This window comes from Synechococcus sp. UW86, from assembly GCF_900474085.1.
Taxonomy (GTDB): Bacteria; Cyanobacteriota; Cyanobacteriia; order PCC-6307; family Cyanobiaceae; genus Parasynechococcus.
Genome location: NZ_UCNU01000011.1, coordinates 1 through 18,020 on the forward strand (window position 1 = coordinate 1; position 18,020 = coordinate 18,020).

Consider the following 18,020-nt stretch of genomic DNA (forward strand, 5'->3'; position numbering starts at 1 on the left):
CTTGAGCCGAGACATCCCGCCCCAGGAACAAAATCGCAAATGGTTTCGCAGCCATCTGCTCAACCGGGAACTGGAATTACAGGAGCTCTATGACCTGCCGCAGGGAGAGCTGGATCTCGTGATGGCCGAGACCGCTGAAATCCGTTCGGACCCTGAAAACCGATCCCGCAGCCATGGGCGCTGGTGCACCGCCGGCTATGTGCTGGAACTGGCAAAGATTATCGATGCCCGACGGGCCCGGGACCACAGCACTTAAACGTCGCCCCTCAGCGAAAAAAACGTGCCAACCATGAGCGACGAGACTGAAAATCCTGCCGGAGAATTTCAAAACTCGTTGTTGATCACCGACCAGTCTTTCTTTTAATCAGCGATAGTTCTCAAACTGCAGAGGAACATCAAGATCATCCTCCTTACTCTTAACGAGCTGAATCGCGGCTTGCAGGTCATCTTTGCTCTTACCGGTGATCCGCACACTTTCACCCTGGATCGCCACCGTCACCTTTTTGAGCTCATCGCGCACCATCTTGCTCAACTTCTTCGCAATCTCCTGACTGAGGCCCTTACGCAGCTTCACCACCTGCTTCACCCGATTGCCTCCGACGGTTTCAGGTGTTTGAAAATCGAAAATCTTGAGGGAGAGGTTGCGTTTGGTCGCTTTGGTTCGCAGCACATCCTCCACCGCCTGAAGCGTCATATCACTGGCCGTGGTGATCACCAGCTCCGTTTCCTCAAGATCGATCTCGGTGCCGGAATCCTTGAGGTCATAACGGTTGCCAACATCACGACGAACCTGATCAAGGGTGTTCACCAGCTCCTGACGATCAAAGTCAGAGACCACATCGAAGGAATAAGTGCTGGCCATGTCGCAAACCTGTCGATCCTCCAGTTTAGAAACCCATCGATCTCCAGCTGGGTGTGGCCCACCTAAGCCCGTTATGGTCCCGGTGATTGATTAGATGTCATGACTCCTGCGTTTGCCTGGGCCCTTTGCCTGATGGGAGCCGTCGTGATGGTGAGCATCGTGCTCACCGGTGCCGGACGGGCCAAAGCCGACTTCACCATGGCGGATCTTCAGGCGCCTCGGGCGATGTTTGAACGGCTGCCCGCCTTCGGGCAGCGCGCCGTATGGGCACAGGAGAACAGCTGGGAAGCACTGACCCTGGGGGCACCGGCCATGCTGTTGTGTCTGATTAGCGGAGTCAGCAGCCCCACGGCCATCGCAGCAGCGTGGATCTGGCCAGGCATCCGCTTTGTTTATCTGTTTGCCTATGTCGGCAACGTCCCACCCCTGAGGGGACTCTGCTGGGCTACGGGGGTGACTGCCGTTGGCATCTGCTACGTGGAGGGACTGCGGGCCGTGATCAGCGCCGCCGGCTGATCAGTCGAAATACAGAAGGCTCACCACCTTCCCCATATCCTCAGCGGTTCGTGCACTCGCCAGCAGGGTTTCACTGTCGTGAAATGCGAGGCAGATCAACTGATCACAGCGGTTGATGATCTCTTGATTGCACAAACTGCTGGCCATCGGCAAGGGCAGGTCGTCCTGCTCAGGCTTGTCCACAAGGTGCAACACCCGATCCAGGAGATCTCGGATTTCGGGCACCTGCCGATCGAGGCTCTGGGGCAAAAGCACGGTGAGCTTGGAGGGATCCACCTCAAGACAACCGCGAATCACTGCAGCATTCACCCCCTGAGATCCGGATGTGATCAGGGAATGGCCTTCCTGCACCAGGGACCGGGCCACCAATTCGATCAGGTGAACCGCCACGACGGGCACATGGCGGCTGCCGAGAATGGCGATCCTTCGTTGGCTTTTGTCCTGCAGAAGAGCGAGCTCCTGCGCAAGCGTGTCAACCCGATCAAGAGCCGGCAGATCCAGTGACTGACCCAAGGAAAACTTGCCGCCTGATTTCATCGGAAGTTAGCAACCATCAGGCGTGCTGAACCGTCAGATTCAATTCATTGAAGAGCTGATCAAGCTTGCAATGCTCCTCCACAAGACGGAAGGCATAGGTGGCCTTCACGGCTTCATGCAGGCGCACATGGCCGAAGGCCTGCTCAATCACCCCCACCGTGGCCAAGGTGTCGTGCTCCACCTTGAGCAAGGGCACGTCCAATTCTTCGGCGCGATTGATCAATTGAGGGAGAGGTTCCCCAGCCCCAGTGAGAATCAAACATTGGGTTGAAGCCTCAAGGGCGGCCAGCTGGATGTCGGTGCGATCAGCACCCGTCACAACGGCCATGTTGCGTCTCTTGCGGAAGAACTCCATGGCGGAATTCACATTCATCGCGCCGATGCTCAGGGTTTCCACCAGCAGTTCCTGCCGTTCCTGGCAGCAGATCACCCGGGCATTGAGGCGCCGCACCAACTCGCCGACGGTGACGCTGCGCAGCAACGGGGAACGGGGCATGACGCCAAACACCTGCAAGCCCAGGCCCTGCAAGGCAGGAACCACGTGTCGCTCCAAGCTGTCGACCTCCTCTGGAGTGACGGCGTTCAGCACCACTCCAACCAGACGGTCACCCAGGGTCTGCTTGGCCGCCAGCAGCGCATCCACACTGCGGCTGTCCTGCCAGAGGTGCACCAGAACGACCTTGGCATCAAGACCTGTGGCCAGTTGCGGAAGGCTGAGGCCGTACAGCAATCCCTCCTGGAGGCTTCCCGCACATTCCAAGAGTGTGAGTCCGTCGTCAGCCTGAATGCGCTGGCGCAGCTCCGCGAAACCTTGGCCAGCATCCAACTCGCCTTGGCCAAGCCGCTGGGCAGCTGTTGTCGGAGACAGCAGATGCATCGAAGGAATCAAACGCTCAGGCGGCAGATTCAGCGTTTCACCAACAAATCGAACGTCGTCGTCGATGAGTGGTTGAGGCAACGGCCCCTGGTTCGGGTCCCAGTCCAGGCTTGTGGCCAGGGGCTTTCCGAACCTGATCTGCTGTCCGGCACGGGCGAGCTGCTGGGCAATTCCAAGAACAAGGGCCGACTTCCCACTGAACGGCTCACACGATCCGATCAACAGTGTCGTTCCCATGGAGGTGATGCCTGACACCACTGAATCTAGGCCTGTTCAGGAGCATCTCCGCGCTCGATCAACAACCACTGCCAGAACCCATTGGGCAAATCGGGCTCCGATGGCTGCAGATGGGAACAATCCATCAACCAGACCACCAGCTGATGGGTGGTGACGGCGAAATCAAAATCTCCCTCGGGATGACCGGGAAAACGAAGCTGACAGTCCAGCCTCTCCATCGGTGCAGCGACCCCATTCCAGCGGAGTTCGTAGGGGTGTCCATCGCTTCCGGCCACCGGACGCCGCCCTTGCAGTGCGCCCCGCCACAGGATCTGCAGGGCTGCGGATAGATCCTGCTCGCGACTGACGCCACCGCAGTAGGGAGCGAACAGAACCAGTTGGGCGGCATCTGACACAGCTGGTGCTTGATTCGTGCTCCGCTCGTTTCAAGGATGCCCCAAGCTGGCCCCATGGCCCAGTCCCCCTTTCTCGGCAAACGGATCGGCATCACAGGCGCTCGTGGAGCCCTCGGCGCAGCCCTGGCCCGTTGCTTCCGTTCCGCAGGCGCCCACGTCGTCGGTTTCACCCACGGATCCCTACCTCCAGAGCAAGCGGACGGCCCACACCGTTGGGTGAGCTGGAGCTGCGGAGACGAAGCCAGCTTGGACGCCGATCTGGAGGAGCTCGATGTTCTGGTGCTGAACCACGGGATCAATCCTCAAGGCGGCCAAAGTCCTGAATTGATCAATCAGGCGCTGGAGATCAACACCTTGAGCAGCTGGAGGCTGATGCAGCGATTTGAGGCCATCAGCAGAGCATCGCCGCAGGCTGATCCGAGGGAGGTGTGGATCAACACCTCAGAGGCTGAAATTCAGCCTGCCGTCAGTCCCGTGTATGAACTCACCAAGCGAATGCTGGGGCAACTGGTGAGCATCCGCGGTGCGGTGCTAGATGCCACCGGACGAGAAGCCCTGATCCTGCGCAAGCTGGTGCTCGGCCCCTTTCGCTCATCGCTCAATCCGATTGGGGTGATGGGCGCCGATTTCGTCGCAAGCCAAGTGATTCGCCAGGCGAGCTGGGGATTTCGCCTGGTGATCGTGACACCAAACCCACTGACGTATGTCTTGATGCCTCTGACCGAGCTTGGACGGCGGATCTACAGCCGGATCCTCAGTCGCCCCGATCGGTAAGGATCTCGCATCCATCACTGGTCACCAGAACGGTGTGCTCCCACTGCGCCGAGAGAGAGCCGTCGCGAGTGACGACAGTCCACTGATCCCGCAAGGTGCGACAGGCCTTGCTGCCGGCATTGAGGATGGGCTCAATCGCCAGGGTCATGCCAGGACGCAGGGTGACGTTGGGGAGCTCGTCGGTGCGGAAATTGAACACGGAAGGTTCTTCGTGCAGGTTCCGGCCGACACCGTGGCCGGTGTAATCCTCCACAACACTGAACCCGTTGGCCTTGACGTGGTCTTCAACGGCTCCAGCGATATCCAGCAAGGTGTTACCTGCTTTGACCTGGCTCAGACCAGCCATCAAGGCTTCCTTGGCAACAAGGCTCAAGGTCTGTGCTTCCTGGGGTGCATCTCCCACGCAGATCGTGATGCAGCTGTCGCCGTGGTAGCCCTCGAAATAGGCGCCGGTATCCACCTTCAGCAGATCGCCCTGGCGGATCACACGCTTCGGACTGGGGATGCCATGCACCACTTCGTTGTTGATGCTGGCGCAGATGCTCGCCGGAAAACCGTGATAGCCCTTGAAACTTGGGGTCGCCCCCATCTCTCGAATGCGTTTTTCCGCATAGGCATCAATATCTCCCGTCGTCTGACCTGGCTCCACCATTCCCATCACCTCCCGCAGCACGGTGGCGACGATGTGGCTGGCCTGGCGCATGATCTTCACTTCACGGGCTGATTTGATCTCAACGCCGCGACGCTTCTGAATGCGCGGGCCCGTCGCCGTCACTTGCCCCTGCGCTGCCTGGGTGGATGCCAGAAGATCAGCAAAGAGATTCATGGCTCAGCCCAATATCCGTCACGCTATCAACAGCAACCGAATTGATGCCGGTCATGTCGCTGCTTGCGCGCTTGCGGGAACTGCATCGAAGCGTTGCACCCTTCGTTCTGGCGCCCTTGTTGGTGACGGTGTTCTCCGGTGTCAGTTACCGCCTGGCCCGGGACTGGTTCGGAGCCAGCCGAGACCAGGTTCACTGGTTAATGGTCGTGCACGAGGGGGAATGGCTTGGTTCCACCCTGGAACCGGTCGTCGTTCTTCTCAACGCCATCGGCCTGCTGTGGATGCTGATCACAGGCATAGGGCTCCTGATTGAGCGATGGCGTCGAAAGGTACACTCATAGTTTGGCGATTCAACGCGGAGCTGGGATGGCAGCCGATTCGAAGGACACAGCGGTGACCGACGACAACACCGAAACGGCTGTGGAAACAGCACCTGAGGCAGCGGCTAAGGCCAGCAATGCTTCCGGCGCCCCTGCCAAGAAACTGAGCCCTGAAGCTCTGATTCGCTCCTTTGAGTCGTCTCAGCAGAAGGATGATCTCCCTGAGATCTATGTGGGCGACACCGTGCGCGTTGGTGTTCGCATCAGCGAGGGCAACAAGGAGCGTGTTCAGCCCTACGAAGGCGTGGTGATTTCCAAGCGCCATGGTGGCCTTAACCAGACCATCACCGTCCGCCGGATTTTCCAGGGCATCGGCGTTGAGCGGGTGTTCATGCTGCACAGCCCCCAGGTGGCTTCCATCAAGGTGGAACGGCGCGGTAAAGTGCGCAGGGCGAAGCTTTTCTATCTGCGGGAACGGGTGGGCAAGGCCACCCGCGTGAAGCAGCGCTTCGATCGCTGAGGTTTCGACCTCGTTCAATTAGTTGCCAACTTCAACGTTGGCTGAGGGGTACATCGCCTTGCGCCGTTAGTTCAGTTGGTAGAACGCAGGTCTCCAAAACCTGATGTCGGGGGTTCGAGTCCTCCACGGCGCGTCCGATGTTCCCCTCGTGCAGTTTCCCGGTTCTGAGCATGGAGTTGGATCTTCAACCTGGTGATGTTGTGAAGGTGTTGGAGTCAGCCGCCCTCGGCTGGGTCCGTGCCCGAGTGATACGCGTCAAGTCCGGCGGCCGTGTGGTCGTTCAGAGTGATCAAGGGCGTGAATTCACAGCCCGCGGCAATCAGGTTCGGCTCATTGAACCTGCAGGATTCCGTCCCTGAATTGATGGTCATTCGGCGTTGAGCCGATGTTTTCCCTCCTGTCCCGGCGACTCTGTCGTCGGGATTTTTTTATGGCGGCGCCTGGATGACAAAACCAGGCTGATCCATGGCTCAGTTGTTGACGGAGGGCAGGGCGACAGTTGATACTGATCAGGTCGCGCAAGCGACACAGATCAGATTCTTCGGAGCGCGTCTCGCGAGTTCTGAATCAGATCTGGGACCGTAGTTCAACCGGTTAGAGCACCGCCCTGTCACGGCGGAAGTTGCGGGTTCGAATCCCGTCGGTCCCGTTCTCACCACCAAGAGCCACGATGGTGCGCGTTCGATTGGCCCCCAGCCCGACGGGCACGCTCCATATTGGAACCGCGCGAACCGCTGTTTTCAATTGGCTCTACGCCAAGCACGAGCAAGGCGCGTTCGTGCTGCGCATTGAAGACACCGACAAGGAGCGGTCCAAGCCCGAGTACACCCAGAACATTCTCGAAGGCCTGCAGTGGCTCGGGATCGATTGGGACGAGGAACCCGTCATCCAGAGCGAACGGGTGGGTCAACACCGTGATGCCATACAGACCTTGCTCGATCGGGGACTGGCCTACCGCTGCTACGCCAGCGAAACGGAACTCACGGCCATGCGCGATGCGCAGAAAGCGGCCAATCAAGCCCCGCGCTACGACAACCGCCACAGGTCTCTGACCCCCGAGCAAGAGCAGGCGTTTCAGGCAGAAGGCCGTGAAGCGGTGATTCGCTTTCGCATCGATGACGCTGCCGAAATTCGCTGGAATGATCTGGTGCGTGGCGCCATGAGCTGGCGAGGCTCAGACCTTGGCGGAGACATGGTGATTGCCCGTCGCGCCCCGGCGGATCAAATCGGCGACCCCCTCTACAACCTTGTTGTGGTGGTGGATGACGCCGCGATGGACATCACCCATGTGATCCGCGGTGAAGATCACATTGCCAACACCGCCAAGCAACTGCTCCTCTACGAAGCGCTGGGCCTGCCCTTGCCGACCTTTGCCCACGCTCCTCTCATCCTCAATGCCGAGGGACGCAAGCTCTCAAAACGGGATGGTGTGACCTCCATCAACGACTTCCGCGCCATGGGCTACACCCCTGACGCCATCGCCAACTACATGACCTTGTTGGGGTGGTCCGTACCGGAGGGCATGGAGGAACGGTTCAGCTTGCATGAGGCCGCAGCCGTTTTTGGTTTCGACCGCGTCAACAAAGCCGGGGCGCGTTTCGACTGGGACAAGCTCAACTGGCTCAATGCCCAGGTTCTGCACGGCTGGACGGAAGACCATCTTCTTGAGGAACTGACGCCGCTTTGGACTGAACAGGGTTGGACCCCTCCCAGCGACAAGAGCTGGTGCCTGGACCTCTGCGCCTTGCTGGGGCCATCCCTCACCTTGCTCAAAGATGGCGTCGATCAGGCGGAACCGTTCTTTGATCGTCCGGAGCTCCAGGACGATGCCCTCGAGCAACTCGCGATCGAAGGAGCCAAGGCAGCCATTGCGGACCTGCTTCAGCGGCTCGAGAACAACCCTTGGGACGGCAGCGACGTTGATCAAGTCAAGGCTTGGCTGGGGGATGCCGCCAAAGCAGCCGGTGTGAAGAAAGGGGTTGTGATGAAGTCACTGCGCGCCGCTCTGCTGGGGCGTCTTCAAGGCCCCGATCTGATCACCACCTGGTCATTGCTGGCCAGAATCGGTGAGGACCTGCCGCGTCTGCGCCGCTGCCTCGGCTGAGGCAGGCTCGTCATCCTCAGCTTTGACTAGGCCAAGAGCCTGAGCCAACGGCTGAGCCGTTAGGCCCTGAAGACCAACGGTCATCAGGATGGTGAGGAACACCAACCCCTGAAGGCGTCCTGCCCCCAGGATGCCGGCCTGCTCCAAGCGAATCGCGAAGAGAGAGGCCACCGCTGCGGTGACGATGCCTCGCGGAGCGAGCCAACCCAGGAACAGCCGTTGTTCAAGTTTGTAGGGCAACCCGATGGTGGCCAGACCTACGCCGATCGGACGCACCACGAGCATCAACGACAGCACACAGAGGATGCCGCCCCAACCCAGCGGACTGAGTTCAGCCCAGGAGACGTCAGCAGCCAGCAGCGGAAACAGCATCGTGATCGCCAACTGCGCCAGTTCCTGAATCAAACCATCCAATTCAGCGGTGTGGGGGCCTGGACGTCGACCGACAACGATGCCCGCCGCCACCGAAGCAGGCAGGGCGGATTCAGGCAGAAGCCACTCACTGACGCCATACATCAGAAACAGCAAACCCAGACTGAGCTGAAGCGGGAGCCCCTTCAACTGATCGGGTTTGAGCCGTCGCAGCAGTTCTGACAGCAGCCAGCCGACGCTCGCGCCAATCAGCACACCACCGCCCAATCGATACAGCAGGCCGAGCATCACCTCCCGCCAGCCATGCAGATTGCCAAGGACAAGCTCCAACAGCAGCAGGGCTAAAACGGCGCCGATGGGCTCAAGCACCAGTCCCTCAGCCTCCAGGACTTCGCCCAGAGGAGGTGCGAGCCGAATTTGACGCACCAGGGGTGTGACCACCGTTGGCCCCGTGGCCAGCACGATGGCACTGAACACAGCCGCAAGCGACCAGCTGAGGCCCGCAAGCCAATGGGCCGCCAACAGGCCGCCTCCCAGGGAGATCAACAGACGCAGGGCTGCGATGCGCTGCACCGTGGCCTTGATCGTGTCTCCAGGCAGACGCAGATTCAGTCCGCCATCGAACAGCACCAGGCTGACAAGAAGACCCACCACGGTTCCAAGCCCGGAGCCGAGATCAAGGGGTTCCACCCAACCCAGACCCGAGCGACCGATCAGCAGCCCCGACAGGAGCAGCAACACCACCCCAGGAAATTCCGACTTGGCCGCTAGAAAACGGGCTGCAGCACCCGAGGAAACCGTGACGCCCCAGAGGAGGCCCAGACGCTCAGGCGTCATCGACAGAGGAGAACTGAGGTTCCACGCGCACGCCGATCACCGCTTGGGGGCGTACGACCAGATACTCGCCCTCCAGATCACTGAGGGGAACGTTGACGAAACCGCCCTGGTTCTCGGCATTGACCACCCCTTGGTACCACTCCTGGAAGGTCTCGAGTTTCGGAAAAAACACCCGTTCGGTTTGCCCTCCCACAAGGTGGAGATGGACGGCGTAGCGGCGGGGCGTACGGGACATCAGCGCGGAAAGACATCCATCACGGTCCCCACAGGATGACGGATCGGTTCCGGGTCTGCCCAGAGAAGAGGGCGAAGACAGGCGTTACGCGGGGCATAAAGCGGATGGCGCGGTTGCCCCGAGGCCGTCTGCCCGAGCATCAGAGGATGCGGCGAGTCGGGAACGGAGCGTCGGCGGTGCGGCAGCAAACGCTGAATGGTTCCAAGAATCAGCTGAGCCCGATCCCATCGCGCCCCATTCGCCCCCCATCCACACCAAAGATCAACCCCAGATGTTCGGGACCAGTGGTTGAACCAGCGGTTCAAGATCGCGTCGTTCTGCTCACCGATGGGGTCCTTCACCCGCAGCAGCGCCGCCGGAGAAGGCGACATCCGGGCGAACAGATTCAGCACCAGCAACTCCCGATATCCCCATTGCCTGGCGAAGCCGATCAAACGGCGCAGGGTCGGATCATCACGCTGGCCATCAGCTCTCGAGGGATTCAGACCCACGAAAAGGAGGCACCCTTCGCCGGCACCCAGGCAGCGCCGCAGCCACCAGCGGTAACAGCCATCGCTGCTGAGAAACGCTTCAGACCCCGAGCTGTCGCCGACAGCGTTCAAGGATGCGTTCGCTGGCGTGACCATCGCCGAAGGGGTTAACGGCGCGGGACATCTCTTGATAGGCCGTGGCATCCCCAAGCAGCCGCGAGGTCTCCTCCAGGATCACATCGGGATCGGTGCCCACCAGCCGGGCGGTGCCCGCATCAACGGCCTCCGGCCGCTCTGTGGTTCGCCGCAGAACCAGCACGGGTTTGCCGAGCGCAGGGGCCTCCTCCTGGAGACCACCGGAATCGGTGAGCAACAGGCAGCAACCTTTCATCGCTGCAACGAGACGGTCGTAGTCCAGAGGTTCGGTCAGAACGACACGGGGATGGCTGCCAAGCAGGGACTGCAGCGGTTCACGCACCGTCGGGTTGCGGTGCATCGGCAGCAGCAGCACCGTATCGGGGTAGCGCTCAAGCACCTGCAGCATTCCTGCAGCGATGTCGTGCAGCCGCTCACCCCAGTTTTCACGGCGATGCACCGTGGCGAGGATCACCCTCTGTTGATACCAGTCGAGGCCATCAAACTGAACATCCGGGGCCGATTCGGCCATCAACAACAAGGCATCGATCACGGTGTTGCCGGTCACGGCGATCTCCCCGACCACCCCGGATGCTTTCAGGTTGGATTCGGCCTTGAGCGTCGGCGCGAAATGAAGGGTTGCGATCTGGGAAAGGAGCCGACGGTTGGCTTCTTCCGGGAAGGGATCCAGAAGATTGTCAGTGCGCAGGCCGGCCTCCACATGACCAACCGGGATCTGCTCGTAAAACGCGGCCAAACCGGCGGCAAACGCCGTGGTGGTGTCGCCCTGCACCAGAACCAACTGCGGCGGATAGGCCTGAAAGTCTTCCCGCAGACCCTGCAGCGCAGCACAGGTGACATGGGTCAGGGTCTGACGGGGTGCCATCAGATTGAGATCCTGATCCGCCTGGAAATGGAACAGATCCATCACCTGGCCCACCATTTCGCGGTGCTGACCGGTCAGGACGACACGGGTCTGCAATGCATCACAGGCTTGGAACGTCCGGATGACCGGAGCCAGCTTTATCGCCTCCGGACGCGTTCCCAGAACGATCGTGACGCGGGGCTGTTCAGCCATTCCATCCAGACGGACCGCTGGAGTTTACGGGCGTTAACCCGGAGAGAACAGTGAGAAATCCTTGCCAGTTCCGGCATCGAGACGATCCTGAAAACAGATCCCTTGCCATCAACGTGGCTCAGCCGGTTTTCCCCCCAGCTTCCCGCCGCGCCCAACCGCATCCCGGAGCCCAGAAGGACTTCGGAAGGCTCACAACCCGGCGCCCCGATCCGCTGCAGATGGCTCTCCAAGCCTCGAAGAGATCGTGCGCATCGCCCATGATGCCGGCCATTCCGATGTCCACCTAGGGGTTGGGGAAGTGCCGCGCTACCGGGCCCGGGGAGACATGCAGGGCACGGATTGGCCGGTCACCCGCGCCGAGGTCTTTCAGGGATGGCTCCAGGAAATCCTGACGCCACAGCAGATCGATGGCTTCAACCGCGACAAGGAATTTGACGGCTCCCATGCCTTCCCCTTCGTGCGCGTGCGCATCAACCTGATGGATTCACTGCGGGGGCCGGCGATGGTGCTGCGCCTGATTCCGCAGACGATCCTCACCATGGAGCAGCTGAATCTCCCCAGCGTGCTGGAGAGCCTCGCGGCCCGTCCGAAGGGACTGATCCTGGTGACCGGTCCGACAGGGTCCGGCAAAAGCACAACCCTGGCGGCCATGATCGATTGGATCAACCGCAACGAGGCACGCCACATCCTCACGATCGAGGATCCCGTCGAGTTCGTGCACGAGAGCCGCAAGTCCCTCATCCGGCACCGGGAAGTGGGTTTGCACACACTCAGATTCCACAACGCCCTGAGGGCTGCTCTGCGGGAAGACCCCGATGTGATTCTGGTGGGCGAAATCCGGGATCAGGAAACCCTTTCCACGGCACTGGAAGCGGCCCAGACCGGCCACCTCGTGTCCGGAACGCTGCACACCAATTCAGCGGTGGAAAACCGTGGAACGGGTTCTCGGCATGTATCCGCCTGAAGAGCAGGGGAGTGTGCGCCGTTCGTTGTCCGAGTCGTTGCTGGGGGTGATCGCCCAGGGCTTGATTAAAACAACAGATGGAAAACGGGCTGCGTTTCACGACATCCTGATCAACACCGACGCCTGCAAGGACTACATCCAGCGGGGGGCGCTCGATGAGGTGGAGGAGATCATGGAGCGCAGCGGGTTTGATGGGATGGTGACCACCAATCAATCTCTGCTGGCCCTGGTGGAGGCGGGTCGCATTGACGGCGATCAAGCGGTTGCCGTCAGCCTCAAACCCAACGAGCTGGCTCAGGCCCTGCGGGGCCGAAGCTGATCAGCCACCGCTGAACACACGCACCAAAAGAACAACAGCGATCCCTGCGGAGAGGCCGATCATCGCCAAACGGCCGTTCCAGATTTCGGCCTGTGGAGTGAAGCCACGCTTCCAGGCGTTCAGCTCATCAGCCTCCACGGGCTCCGGAGCATCGGGTCTGGTTTCCGGTTGGTCCACGACGCAGAGACCGAACAGTGCCTTCAAGCCTAAAAGGCTCACCTAGAAGGGTGGGTCTGGTGTGTAAAGCGCATTGGCCTGATCCAAGGGCCAGCGGGCTGCAACGCCGGATTCAAGAGACGTGCAAGCAGGGTTCTGGCCCAGACGCAGCAAGGCCGCAGCCCCGATCATGGCGGCGTTGTCGGTGCAGAAGGCCAGCGGAGCGATAGAGACCGTTATGCCCCGCTGCTTCCCCTGTTCGAGCATGCTCTGGCGCAAGCGACGGTTCGCTGCGACGCCCCCAACCATCACCAGTTGCTGAACACCGTGGTCTTCAGCACAGCGAAGACTGCGCTGCACCAGAACATCGGCCACCACCTGTTCGAAACTGGCGGCCAGGTCGGCAAGAGGCAGCGGATCAGGGTTTTGCCGCAAAGTTTCCACAGTGCGGAGCATGGCGGTCTTCAGACCACTGAAGGAAAAGTCGTAGGGGTGAAAACCGCCGCCCGGCAATGAAATCCGCCCCTTGGGCAGCCGAAAGCGCGTTGCATCACCCGTTTCGGCAACAGCCTGGATGGCAGGACCTCCGGGGTATCCCAGACCAAGCAGGCGGGCCACCTTGTCGAAAGCCTCTCCAGCGGCATCGTCATGGCTTCGGCCGAGCCGGGTCATCCCGCCGTCGTCAGCCACCAGGATCAGCTCCGTGTGGCCCCCGCTCACAAGCAACACCAGATAAGGAGCTTGCGGTGGGGCATCTCCAAGCATCACCGAGGCCAGATGGCCCTCCAGGTGATGAACGCCGAGAAAGGGGCGCTGATGCAGCGCAGCAAGGGTGCGACCCGTCACCGAGGCCACCATCAGAGCCCCGGCCAGACCTGGAGTGATCGTGGCCGCGATGGCATCCAGCTGCCCCAGAGCGATACCCGCCTCATCAACCACGGTCTCCACCAGCCCCGGCAGGGCCTCAACGTGGCGGCGCGAAGCGATTTCGGGCACAACACCACCCCAACGGGCATGCTCCTCAACCTGAGATGCAATCCGCGACGCCAGAACCTCGATTCGCCCATCCGCGTGACGGCGCAGGACCGCTGCAGCGGACTCGTCACAACTTGTTTCGAGGGCAAGCACTGCATGCATCGAAGCGATGCGCCTCCCCTACTGTCCGACTTGTGACATCTTGCCCTTTCGGGGCACCGTTCAGAGGAATTGTTCCGATGCGTCGTCTCTTCGCCGTCGTGCTTTCAGCACTCCTGGTGTTCGGCTTCGCCCCCGTCGCCAAGGCGGATGTGGCTGGCCTCACTCCCTGCTCAGAAAGCGCCCGCTTCCAGCAGCGTGCTGCCGCTGCCACCACGCCTCAGGCCAAAGCTCGCTTCGAGATGTACAGCCAGGCCTCCTGTGGTGAGGATGGCCTTCCTCACCTGATTGTCGATGGCCGCTGGAGCCACGCCGGTGATTTTGTGTATCCCGGGATCATGTTCCTGTACGTCGCCGGCTGCATCGGCTGGGCCGGTCGTGAGTACCTGAAAGCAACTCGTGGCAAGAATGCTGCCCAGTACGAAATCTTCATCGATCGCAGCATCGCCATCAAGAGCCTTCTGGCTGCTGCCACCTGGCCTCTGGCTGCCTTCGGTGAATTCACCAGCGGCAAGCTGCTCGAAGACGACAGCAAGGTGACTGTTTCACCACGCTGATTCAAACGACTTCAACCATTGCTCCCTCAACAATGAACAAGTTTCTGACCGCAGCTCCAGTGGTTGCAGCCATTTGGTTCACCGCCACCGCAGGAATCCTGATCGAATGGAACCGCTTCTTCCCCGATCTTCTCTTCCACCCGATGTGAATCTGGGTTGATTTTCAAGAGGCAAGGGAACCTTCGGGTTCCCTTTTTTTGTGCCTGCCCCCGTTGCGAAAGTCAGGGTTGCGACGATCAGCGTTGCAAAAAGCAGCTCTGCTTTATCCCAGACCCATCAGCGTCTCCACCTGGTTCAACGCTGATTCGAGATCGTCATTGATCACGACAGCATCGAATTCCTGTTGGGCATCGAGTTCCTCGCGAGCGCGAGTCAAGCGGCGCTGAATTGCATCCTCCGCATCGGTTCCGCGCCCACGGATCCGGCGCTCCAATTCTTCAAAGCTGGGGGGAGCCAGAAAAATCTGAAAACCGTCCGGAAAACTGCGACGCACCTGGCGGGCACCTTCCAACTCAATCTCCAGAAGCACGGGGCGCCCCGCCGCCATCTGTTCTTCCACAGGACCTCGGGGGGTGCCGTAGCAATTCCCCGCGAATTCCGCCCACTCGAGAAAACCTCCCTGCTCCACCAAGGCCTCAAACCCCGCACGGCTGTGGAAGAAGTAGTTGATGCCGTTCTGCTCCCCCTGGCGCGGAGAACGGGTGGTGGCCGACACCGACAGCCAGATCTGGGGGTGCCGTTCCAGCAGCTGGTTCACCAGCGTTCCCTTGCCGACTCCACTGGGGCCGGTGATCAAGGTGAGCTTTCCACTGGTGGACATCGCGGCGTCTGCGTGGGTCAGCAGAGTAGGAAGCCCCAATGCCCCACCCGGTGCTCCAGGTGATCGCCTCCACCAGCCTGCAGCCAATGGATCTCACCACGCTGCGCGCGGTGCTCTGGGATCTGCGCCCAAAGCTGGTGCCCAGCCGCTTCGAGAAGGCCCAACAACCGGACCCGGCAACGATTCAACTGGGATGCCGCAGCCTCAAGGGGATGGTGTGGCTGGAACTGAGCTGGCAAGCCGAGGCCCCTCGGCTGGTGGAGGTCAACCCTCCCCCGCGCAGCGGCAGCGGCAGCACCTTCGCCCAACAGTTGCAACACAGCCTCCGCCAGCTGGCTCTGGTGGAGCTCCACCAGAGCGGTTTTGAACGGGTGGTGGAATTCCGGTTTGCCCAACGCCCTGGGGAACCGATCCAGCGGGTGCTCGTGCTGGAGCTGATGGGACGGCACAGCAACCTGCTGCTGCTGGATGAGCAGCGCCGGATCATTGCCCTGGGGCGACAGGTCCGGGACCATCAGTCCCGCGTGCGCCCTCTCTCCACCGGTGATTCCTACAGCCCACCCCCGATGCTGCAGGGGTTGGCACCGGATCCAACGGAGGGCTTTGAACGCTGGAAGGAGCGGCTCTCTCTCGTTCCGATCGCCCTGCGCAAGGCCCTGCAGCAGACCTATCAGGGGATCAGCCCAGCCCTTGCTCTACAGCTCGCCGGCGACCATCTGAACACCCCGGTGGACAGCCTGGATGCACGCCACTGGTGCCACCTGTTTGAACGCTGGTCGCTCTGGTTGGACCAGCTCGAGCGTGAGCAGTTCGCCCTGGTGGTGGAGAACGACGGTCGTTACCGGGTCTGGGGGTCTCCCCAGGGTGAAGTGCATCCACAGCCCGCTCTGGCGCTCACCCTGGGATCCCTGCACCAGCAATCCCAAGAGCAACGGGCCCTGGCACAGGTCAGCCAAGACCTGCGTCAACGCCTGGAGCGTTGGCGCAGCAAAGAACAGGCAGCCCAGCAGGACCAACACCAGCGCCTGAAGGCCACCGAAGGGCACGAGGCTCTTCAACGCCAGGCGGACGCTCTCCTCTGCCTCGGAAACCCAAGCCGCGACCAGGTCGATGAAGCCCAGTCGCTCTATCGCAGGGCCAAAAAACTGCGGAGATCGCGCCCGATCCTTGAGCAGCGGCTGGAGCACCATCAGCAACGGCTTGAGCTGATCAGCGCGAGCGAAACCTTCATCGAAGATCAACTGAGTGCCACCTGGCAGGACGGCCCGGCGCGCCTCGCAGCCCTGAATGATCTACGGGAGGAACTCGATGAGCTCTTACAGCCCAAGGAACGCCGTCGCAGCACGCGACAGCAGCGTCAACGGGACCAGCCCAAGCCGCTGGAACTGAACACTCCCGGAGGTCTCAAGGTGCAGGTGGGGCGGAATCACCGCCAGAACGACTGGATCTCGCTGCGCCAGGCCCGCAGTGGTGACCTCTGGTTTCACGCCCAGGAATGCCCAGGCAGTCACGTGGTGTTGAAGAGCTCCAACGGGCTGGCTGAGGAATCCGACCTGGCGATGGCAACGGATCTGGCAGCCTATTTCAGCCGCGCGCGGGGCAACACGCGGGTGGCGGTGGTGATGGTGCCCACCGATCAGCTGCAGCGCATTCCCGGTGCCGGCCCGGGCACCGTGCGCCATGGACAAGCTGAAATCCGCTGGGGGGATCCCCAGGGCGCGGAAGAGCGGCTGCTTGCCCCTAGCCTGAGCCCACATTCGGGCTGACCTGTTGCGCCGCCCGTCCTGCGTCCGTGTCTGAGCGCCCCGAAGGTCCCCCAGCTCTGCAGCCACCACCGCCCATTCGCATTGGGAGGGCACCTGGCGATGCCGATCTGCCCAATGAGGTGGAGATGCCTCTGGTGGATCACCTTGAGGAACTGCGTCAACGGGTTCTGCGCAGCTTGCTGGCCGTTGTTGTTGCAGCGCTGACCTGCCTGCTGGGGGTTAAACCTCTGGTGCGCCTGCTGGAAGCGCCAGCCAGCGGAATTCATTTCCTTCAACTGGCACCGGGCGAGTTTTTATTCGTCTCGCTGAAGGTGGCCGGCTACGCCGGCCTCACCCTGGCCCTGCCCTATGTGCTGTTTCAGATCCTGGCCTTTGTGCTGCCGGGCCTGACGATCCGCGAACGACGCCTGATCGCCCCTGCCGTCGCCGGCTCCGCGGTTTTGTTCATGGCGGGCCTGGCCTTTGCCTGGTGGGCCCTGGTGCCAGCCGCCCTTCGTTTTCTGGTGAGCTACGGCGCCGATGTGGTGGAGCCGCTCTGGTCGATCGAGCGTTATCTGGATTTTGTTCTGCTGCTGATGCTGGCCACCGGGCTGGCGTTTCAGCTCCCTGTTCTGCAACTGCTCCTCGGGGCCCTGGGGCTGGTGCGCTGGAGGCCGATGCTTGGGGCCTGGCGCTGGGTTGTGCTGGGTTCAGCCCTGGCTGGAGCTGTGCTGACGCCATCCACCGATCCGATCACGATGCTGCTGCTGGCTGGAGCGATCACGGCACTGTTCCTGATCGGCGTCGGCCTGGTCGCCCTGACCGAATCCTTCAGACCAGAAACTCCTTGATCAGCGTTTCCGCCTCAGGCCCTGTCGCCTCCAGCGGAAGACTCAATGCCTTACCAAGACGGGGTTTGTCACGGGTGGAACCGAGCCATTGGCGCACCTCACCCGCCAAACCAAGACGATTCACAACATCCAGCACCTCACCGAGATGCTGCCGATAGGCCTCAAGGTCCATCGGAAACGACTGTTGCTCGAGATAGGCCCACATCACCTGGAGGTACAAACGACGGCGTCGAACCACCAGCTGAAGGTCGTAAGTCGCCCGCCAGCGCTGGCGTAAGCAAGCCATCACCTCGTCAACACTGAGCGGCGGCTCGGGCATGGGCTTGGCGATTTCAAGCACAGAAGATGAAGCGGCAGGGGCAGGTAGACGCCTGTCGTT

Annotated in this window: 24 protein-coding genes, 2 tRNA genes and 1 pseudogene; 14 read left to right on the plus strand and 13 right to left on the minus strand. The window is 61.2% G+C overall.

Features of this window, described 5'->3' with window-relative positions; all coding sequences use genetic code 11:
• Position 1 precedes the first annotated feature (1 nt).
• On the plus strand, positions 2–256 hold the full coding sequence (locus DXY04_RS06540) for a hypothetical protein (protein WP_115161483.1): 255 nt from the start codon (positions 2–4) through the stop codon (positions 254–256).
• 108 nt (positions 257–364) lie between these two features.
• On the opposite strand, the gene DXY04_RS06545 is transcribed toward DXY04_RS06540, so the two are convergent.
• Positions 365–862 carry a YajQ family cyclic di-GMP-binding protein gene (locus tag DXY04_RS06545; RefSeq protein ID WP_006850457.1) on the minus strand — a complete coding sequence of 166 codons (498 nt, stop codon included), beginning with the start codon at positions 860–862 and terminating at the stop codon, positions 365–367.
• Positions 863–961: 99 nt separating this feature from the next.
• Here DXY04_RS06545 and DXY04_RS06550 point away from each other — a divergent pair, with 99 nt between their 5' ends.
• Positions 962–1,378: an MAPEG family protein gene (locus tag DXY04_RS06550; RefSeq protein ID WP_115161484.1), complete on the plus strand. Its 417-nt coding sequence runs from the start codon at positions 962–964 to the stop codon at positions 1,376–1,378.
• Here the strand turns inward: DXY04_RS06550 and DXY04_RS06555 are convergent, their stop codons facing one another.
• Genes DXY04_RS06555 through ebsA form a run of 3 tightly spaced genes read right to left on the minus strand, consistent with a single transcriptional unit; the run spans position 1,379 to position 3,424 of the window.
• A complete protein-coding gene (locus DXY04_RS06555; protein ID WP_006851763.1) occupies positions 1,379–1,915 on the minus strand; it encodes a hypothetical protein in 537 nt (178 codons plus the stop codon).
• A gap of 16 nt (positions 1,916–1,931) precedes the next feature.
• A complete protein-coding gene (locus DXY04_RS06560) occupies positions 1,932–3,029 on the minus strand; it encodes a phosphotransacetylase family protein (RefSeq protein WP_115161535.1) in 1,098 nt (365 codons plus the stop codon).
• A gap of 26 nt (positions 3,030–3,055) precedes the next feature.
• Positions 3,056–3,424 (minus strand): type IV pilus biogenesis protein EbsA, encoded by a 369-nt coding sequence (gene ebsA / locus DXY04_RS06565; RefSeq protein WP_115161485.1) that lies wholly within the window; start codon positions 3,422–3,424, stop codon positions 3,056–3,058.
• Positions 3,425–3,460: 36 nt separating this feature from the next.
• On the opposite strand from ebsA, the gene DXY04_RS06570 reads away from it, so the two are divergent.
• Positions 3,461–4,198, plus strand: a complete 738-nt coding sequence (locus DXY04_RS06570) for an SDR family oxidoreductase (RefSeq protein WP_115161486.1) — start codon at positions 3,461–3,463, stop codon at positions 4,196–4,198.
• On the opposite strand, the gene map is transcribed toward DXY04_RS06570, so the two are convergent.
• Positions 4,179–5,024, minus strand: a complete 846-nt coding sequence (gene map / locus DXY04_RS06575) for a type I methionyl aminopeptidase (protein ID WP_115161487.1) — start codon at positions 5,022–5,024, stop codon at positions 4,179–4,181. The two genes, DXY04_RS06570 and map, sit on opposite strands and share 20 nt — an antisense overlap.
• 53 nt (positions 5,025–5,077) lie before the next feature.
• Between map and DXY04_RS06580 the strand changes: the two genes are divergently transcribed.
• The 6 genes from DXY04_RS06580 (at position 5,078) to gltX (ending at position 7,968) form a co-directional block, all read left to right on the plus strand.
• Complete coding sequence (locus tag DXY04_RS06580; RefSeq protein WP_114988272.1) at positions 5,078–5,365, plus strand: PepSY domain-containing protein; 288 nt, start codon at positions 5,078–5,080, stop codon at positions 5,363–5,365.
• 25 nt (positions 5,366–5,390) lie between these two features.
• Complete coding sequence (gene rplS / locus DXY04_RS06585; RefSeq protein WP_114988301.1) at positions 5,391–5,864, plus strand: 50S ribosomal protein L19; 474 nt, start codon at positions 5,391–5,393, stop codon at positions 5,862–5,864.
• A gap of 60 nt (positions 5,865–5,924) precedes the next feature.
• Positions 5,925–5,997, plus strand: a tRNA-Trp gene (locus tag DXY04_RS06590).
• Between the two features lie 37 nt (positions 5,998–6,034).
• The gene (locus DXY04_RS06595) at positions 6,035–6,223 is read left to right on the plus strand and encodes a hyperconserved protein Hcp (protein WP_006043540.1); all 189 of its coding nucleotides are present in this window, start codon (positions 6,035–6,037) and stop codon (positions 6,221–6,223) included.
• Positions 6,224–6,439: 216 nt separating this feature from the next.
• A tRNA-Asp gene (locus DXY04_RS06600) sits at positions 6,440–6,513 on the plus strand.
• A 21-nt stretch (positions 6,514–6,534) separates the two neighbouring features.
• A complete protein-coding gene (gene gltX, locus DXY04_RS06605) occupies positions 6,535–7,968 on the plus strand; it encodes a glutamate--tRNA ligase (RefSeq protein WP_115161488.1) in 1,434 nt (477 codons plus the stop codon).
• Here the strand turns inward: gltX and DXY04_RS06610 are convergent.
• From DXY04_RS06610 to wecB, 4 genes are read right to left on the minus strand one after another with little or no spacing between them, the layout of a single operon-like run.
• Positions 7,912–9,177: a sodium:proton antiporter gene (locus tag DXY04_RS06610; RefSeq protein WP_114988270.1), complete on the minus strand. Its 1,266-nt coding sequence runs from the start codon at positions 9,175–9,177 to the stop codon at positions 7,912–7,914. The genes gltX and DXY04_RS06610 overlap by 57 nt on opposite strands.
• Complete coding sequence (locus DXY04_RS06615; RefSeq protein WP_115010390.1) at positions 9,167–9,412, minus strand: hypothetical protein; 246 nt, start codon at positions 9,410–9,412, stop codon at positions 9,167–9,169. The genes DXY04_RS06610 and DXY04_RS06615 overlap by 11 nt, the downstream gene beginning before the upstream one ends.
• Complete coding sequence (locus tag DXY04_RS06620) at positions 9,412–10,014, minus strand: DUF1643 domain-containing protein (protein WP_115161489.1); 603 nt, start codon at positions 10,012–10,014, stop codon at positions 9,412–9,414. Before DXY04_RS06620 ends, DXY04_RS06615 begins: the two co-directional genes overlap by 1 nt.
• Positions 9,983–11,095, minus strand: a complete 1,113-nt coding sequence (gene wecB, locus DXY04_RS06625; protein WP_115161490.1) for a non-hydrolyzing UDP-N-acetylglucosamine 2-epimerase — start codon at positions 11,093–11,095, stop codon at positions 9,983–9,985. The genes DXY04_RS06620 and wecB overlap by 32 nt, the downstream gene beginning before the upstream one ends.
• 97 nt (positions 11,096–11,192) lie before the next feature.
• On the opposite strand from wecB, the pseudogene DXY04_RS06630 reads away from it, so the two are divergent.
• Positions 11,193–12,378, plus strand: a pseudogene (locus DXY04_RS06630) (type IV pilus twitching motility protein PilT).
• Here DXY04_RS06630 and DXY04_RS06635 read toward each other — a convergent pair.
• Both DXY04_RS06635 and tsaD read right to left on the minus strand, forming a co-directional pair.
• Positions 12,379–12,555, minus strand: a complete 177-nt coding sequence (locus DXY04_RS06635; RefSeq protein WP_114988300.1) for a chlorophyll a/b-binding protein — start codon at positions 12,553–12,555, stop codon at positions 12,379–12,381.
• A 42-nt stretch (positions 12,556–12,597) separates the two neighbouring features.
• Complete coding sequence (tsaD, locus tag DXY04_RS06640) at positions 12,598–13,671, minus strand: tRNA (adenosine(37)-N6)-threonylcarbamoyltransferase complex transferase subunit TsaD (protein ID WP_115161491.1); 1,074 nt, start codon at positions 13,669–13,671, stop codon at positions 12,598–12,600.
• Positions 13,672–13,748: 77 nt separating this feature from the next.
• Here tsaD and DXY04_RS06645 point away from each other — a divergent pair, with 77 nt between their 5' ends.
• Positions 13,749–14,225, plus strand: coding sequence for a Photosystem I reaction center subunit III (locus tag DXY04_RS06645; RefSeq protein WP_114988265.1), 477 nt, complete (start codon positions 13,749–13,751; stop codon positions 14,223–14,225).
• 32 nt (positions 14,226–14,257) lie between these two features.
• Positions 14,258–14,374, plus strand: coding sequence for a photosystem I reaction center subunit IX (psaJ, locus tag DXY04_RS06650; protein WP_006850741.1), 117 nt, complete (start codon positions 14,258–14,260; stop codon positions 14,372–14,374).
• 113 nt (positions 14,375–14,487) lie between these two features.
• Here the strand turns inward: psaJ and gmk are convergent, their stop codons facing one another.
• Positions 14,488–15,045 (minus strand): guanylate kinase, encoded by a 558-nt coding sequence (gmk, locus tag DXY04_RS06655; RefSeq protein ID WP_115161492.1) that lies wholly within the window; start codon positions 15,043–15,045, stop codon positions 14,488–14,490.
• A 38-nt stretch (positions 15,046–15,083) separates the two neighbouring features.
• Between gmk and DXY04_RS06660 the strand changes: the two genes are divergently transcribed.
• Positions 15,084–16,811, plus strand: coding sequence for an NFACT family protein (locus DXY04_RS06660; RefSeq protein WP_244278609.1), 1,728 nt, complete (start codon positions 15,084–15,086; stop codon positions 16,809–16,811).
• Between the two features lie 125 nt (positions 16,812–16,936).
• The gene (gene tatC / locus DXY04_RS06665; RefSeq protein ID WP_170950543.1) at positions 16,937–17,641 is read left to right on the plus strand and encodes a twin-arginine translocase subunit TatC; all 705 of its coding nucleotides are present in this window, start codon (positions 16,937–16,939) and stop codon (positions 17,639–17,641) included.
• On the opposite strand, the gene DXY04_RS06670 is transcribed toward tatC, so the two are convergent.
• Positions 17,622–17,960 (minus strand): DUF3067 family protein, encoded by a 339-nt coding sequence (locus DXY04_RS06670; protein ID WP_244278610.1) that lies wholly within the window; start codon positions 17,958–17,960, stop codon positions 17,622–17,624. The two genes, tatC and DXY04_RS06670, sit on opposite strands and share 20 nt — an antisense overlap.
• Positions 17,961–18,020 lie beyond the last annotated feature (60 nt).

Excerpts from the sequence above, each read along its gene's own strand:
- wecB (WP_115161490.1), bottom strand. The coding sequence starts at position 11,095 with ATGGCTGAACAGCCCCGCGTCACGATCGTTCTGGGAACGCGTCCGGAG.
- rplS (WP_114988301.1), top strand. The coding sequence starts at position 5,391 with ATGGCAGCCGATTCGAAGGACACAGCGGTGACCGACGACAACACCGAA.
- DXY04_RS06555 (WP_006851763.1), bottom strand. The coding sequence starts at position 1,915 with ATGAAATCAGGCGGCAAGTTTTCCTTGGGTCAGTCACTGGATCTGCCG.
- DXY04_RS06545 (WP_006850457.1), bottom strand. The coding sequence starts at position 862 with ATGGCCAGCACTTATTCCTTCGATGTGGTCTCTGACTTTGATCGTCAG.
- DXY04_RS06610 (WP_114988270.1), bottom strand. The coding sequence starts at position 9,177 with ATGACGCCTGAGCGTCTGGGCCTCCTCTGGGGCGTCACGGTTTCCTCG.
- DXY04_RS06670 (WP_244278610.1), bottom strand. The coding sequence starts at position 17,960 with ATGCCCGAGCCGCCGCTCAGTGTTGACGAGGTGATGGCTTGCTTACGC.
- DXY04_RS06615 (WP_115010390.1), bottom strand. The coding sequence starts at position 9,412 with ATGTCCCGTACGCCCCGCCGCTACGCCGTCCATCTCCACCTTGTGGGA.
- tsaD (WP_115161491.1), bottom strand. The coding sequence starts at position 13,671 with ATGCATGCAGTGCTTGCCCTCGAAACAAGTTGTGACGAGTCCGCTGCA.
- DXY04_RS06660 (WP_244278609.1), top strand. The coding sequence starts at position 15,084 with ATGCCCCACCCGGTGCTCCAGGTGATCGCCTCCACCAGCCTGCAGCCA.
- map (WP_115161487.1), bottom strand. The coding sequence starts at position 5,024 with ATGAATCTCTTTGCTGATCTTCTGGCATCCACCCAGGCAGCGCAGGGG.
- DXY04_RS06595 (WP_006043540.1), top strand. The coding sequence starts at position 6,035 with ATGGAGTTGGATCTTCAACCTGGTGATGTTGTGAAGGTGTTGGAGTCA.
- DXY04_RS06645 (WP_114988265.1), top strand. The coding sequence starts at position 13,749 with ATGCGTCGTCTCTTCGCCGTCGTGCTTTCAGCACTCCTGGTGTTCGGC.
- gmk (WP_115161492.1), bottom strand. The coding sequence starts at position 15,045 with ATGTCCACCAGTGGAAAGCTCACCTTGATCACCGGCCCCAGTGGAGTC.
- DXY04_RS06570 (WP_115161486.1), top strand. The coding sequence starts at position 3,461 with ATGCCCCAAGCTGGCCCCATGGCCCAGTCCCCCTTTCTCGGCAAACGG.
- DXY04_RS06560 (WP_115161535.1), bottom strand. The coding sequence starts at position 3,029 with ATGGGAACGACACTGTTGATCGGATCGTGTGAGCCGTTCAGTGGGAAG.
- DXY04_RS06580 (WP_114988272.1), top strand. The coding sequence starts at position 5,078 with ATGTCGCTGCTTGCGCGCTTGCGGGAACTGCATCGAAGCGTTGCACCC.
- psaJ (WP_006850741.1), top strand. The coding sequence starts at position 14,258 with ATGAACAAGTTTCTGACCGCAGCTCCAGTGGTTGCAGCCATTTGGTTC.
- DXY04_RS06550 (WP_115161484.1), top strand. The coding sequence starts at position 962 with ATGACTCCTGCGTTTGCCTGGGCCCTTTGCCTGATGGGAGCCGTCGTG.
- tatC (WP_170950543.1), top strand. The coding sequence starts at position 16,937 with ATGCCTCTGGTGGATCACCTTGAGGAACTGCGTCAACGGGTTCTGCGC.
- gltX (WP_115161488.1), top strand. The coding sequence starts at position 6,535 with ATGGTGCGCGTTCGATTGGCCCCCAGCCCGACGGGCACGCTCCATATT.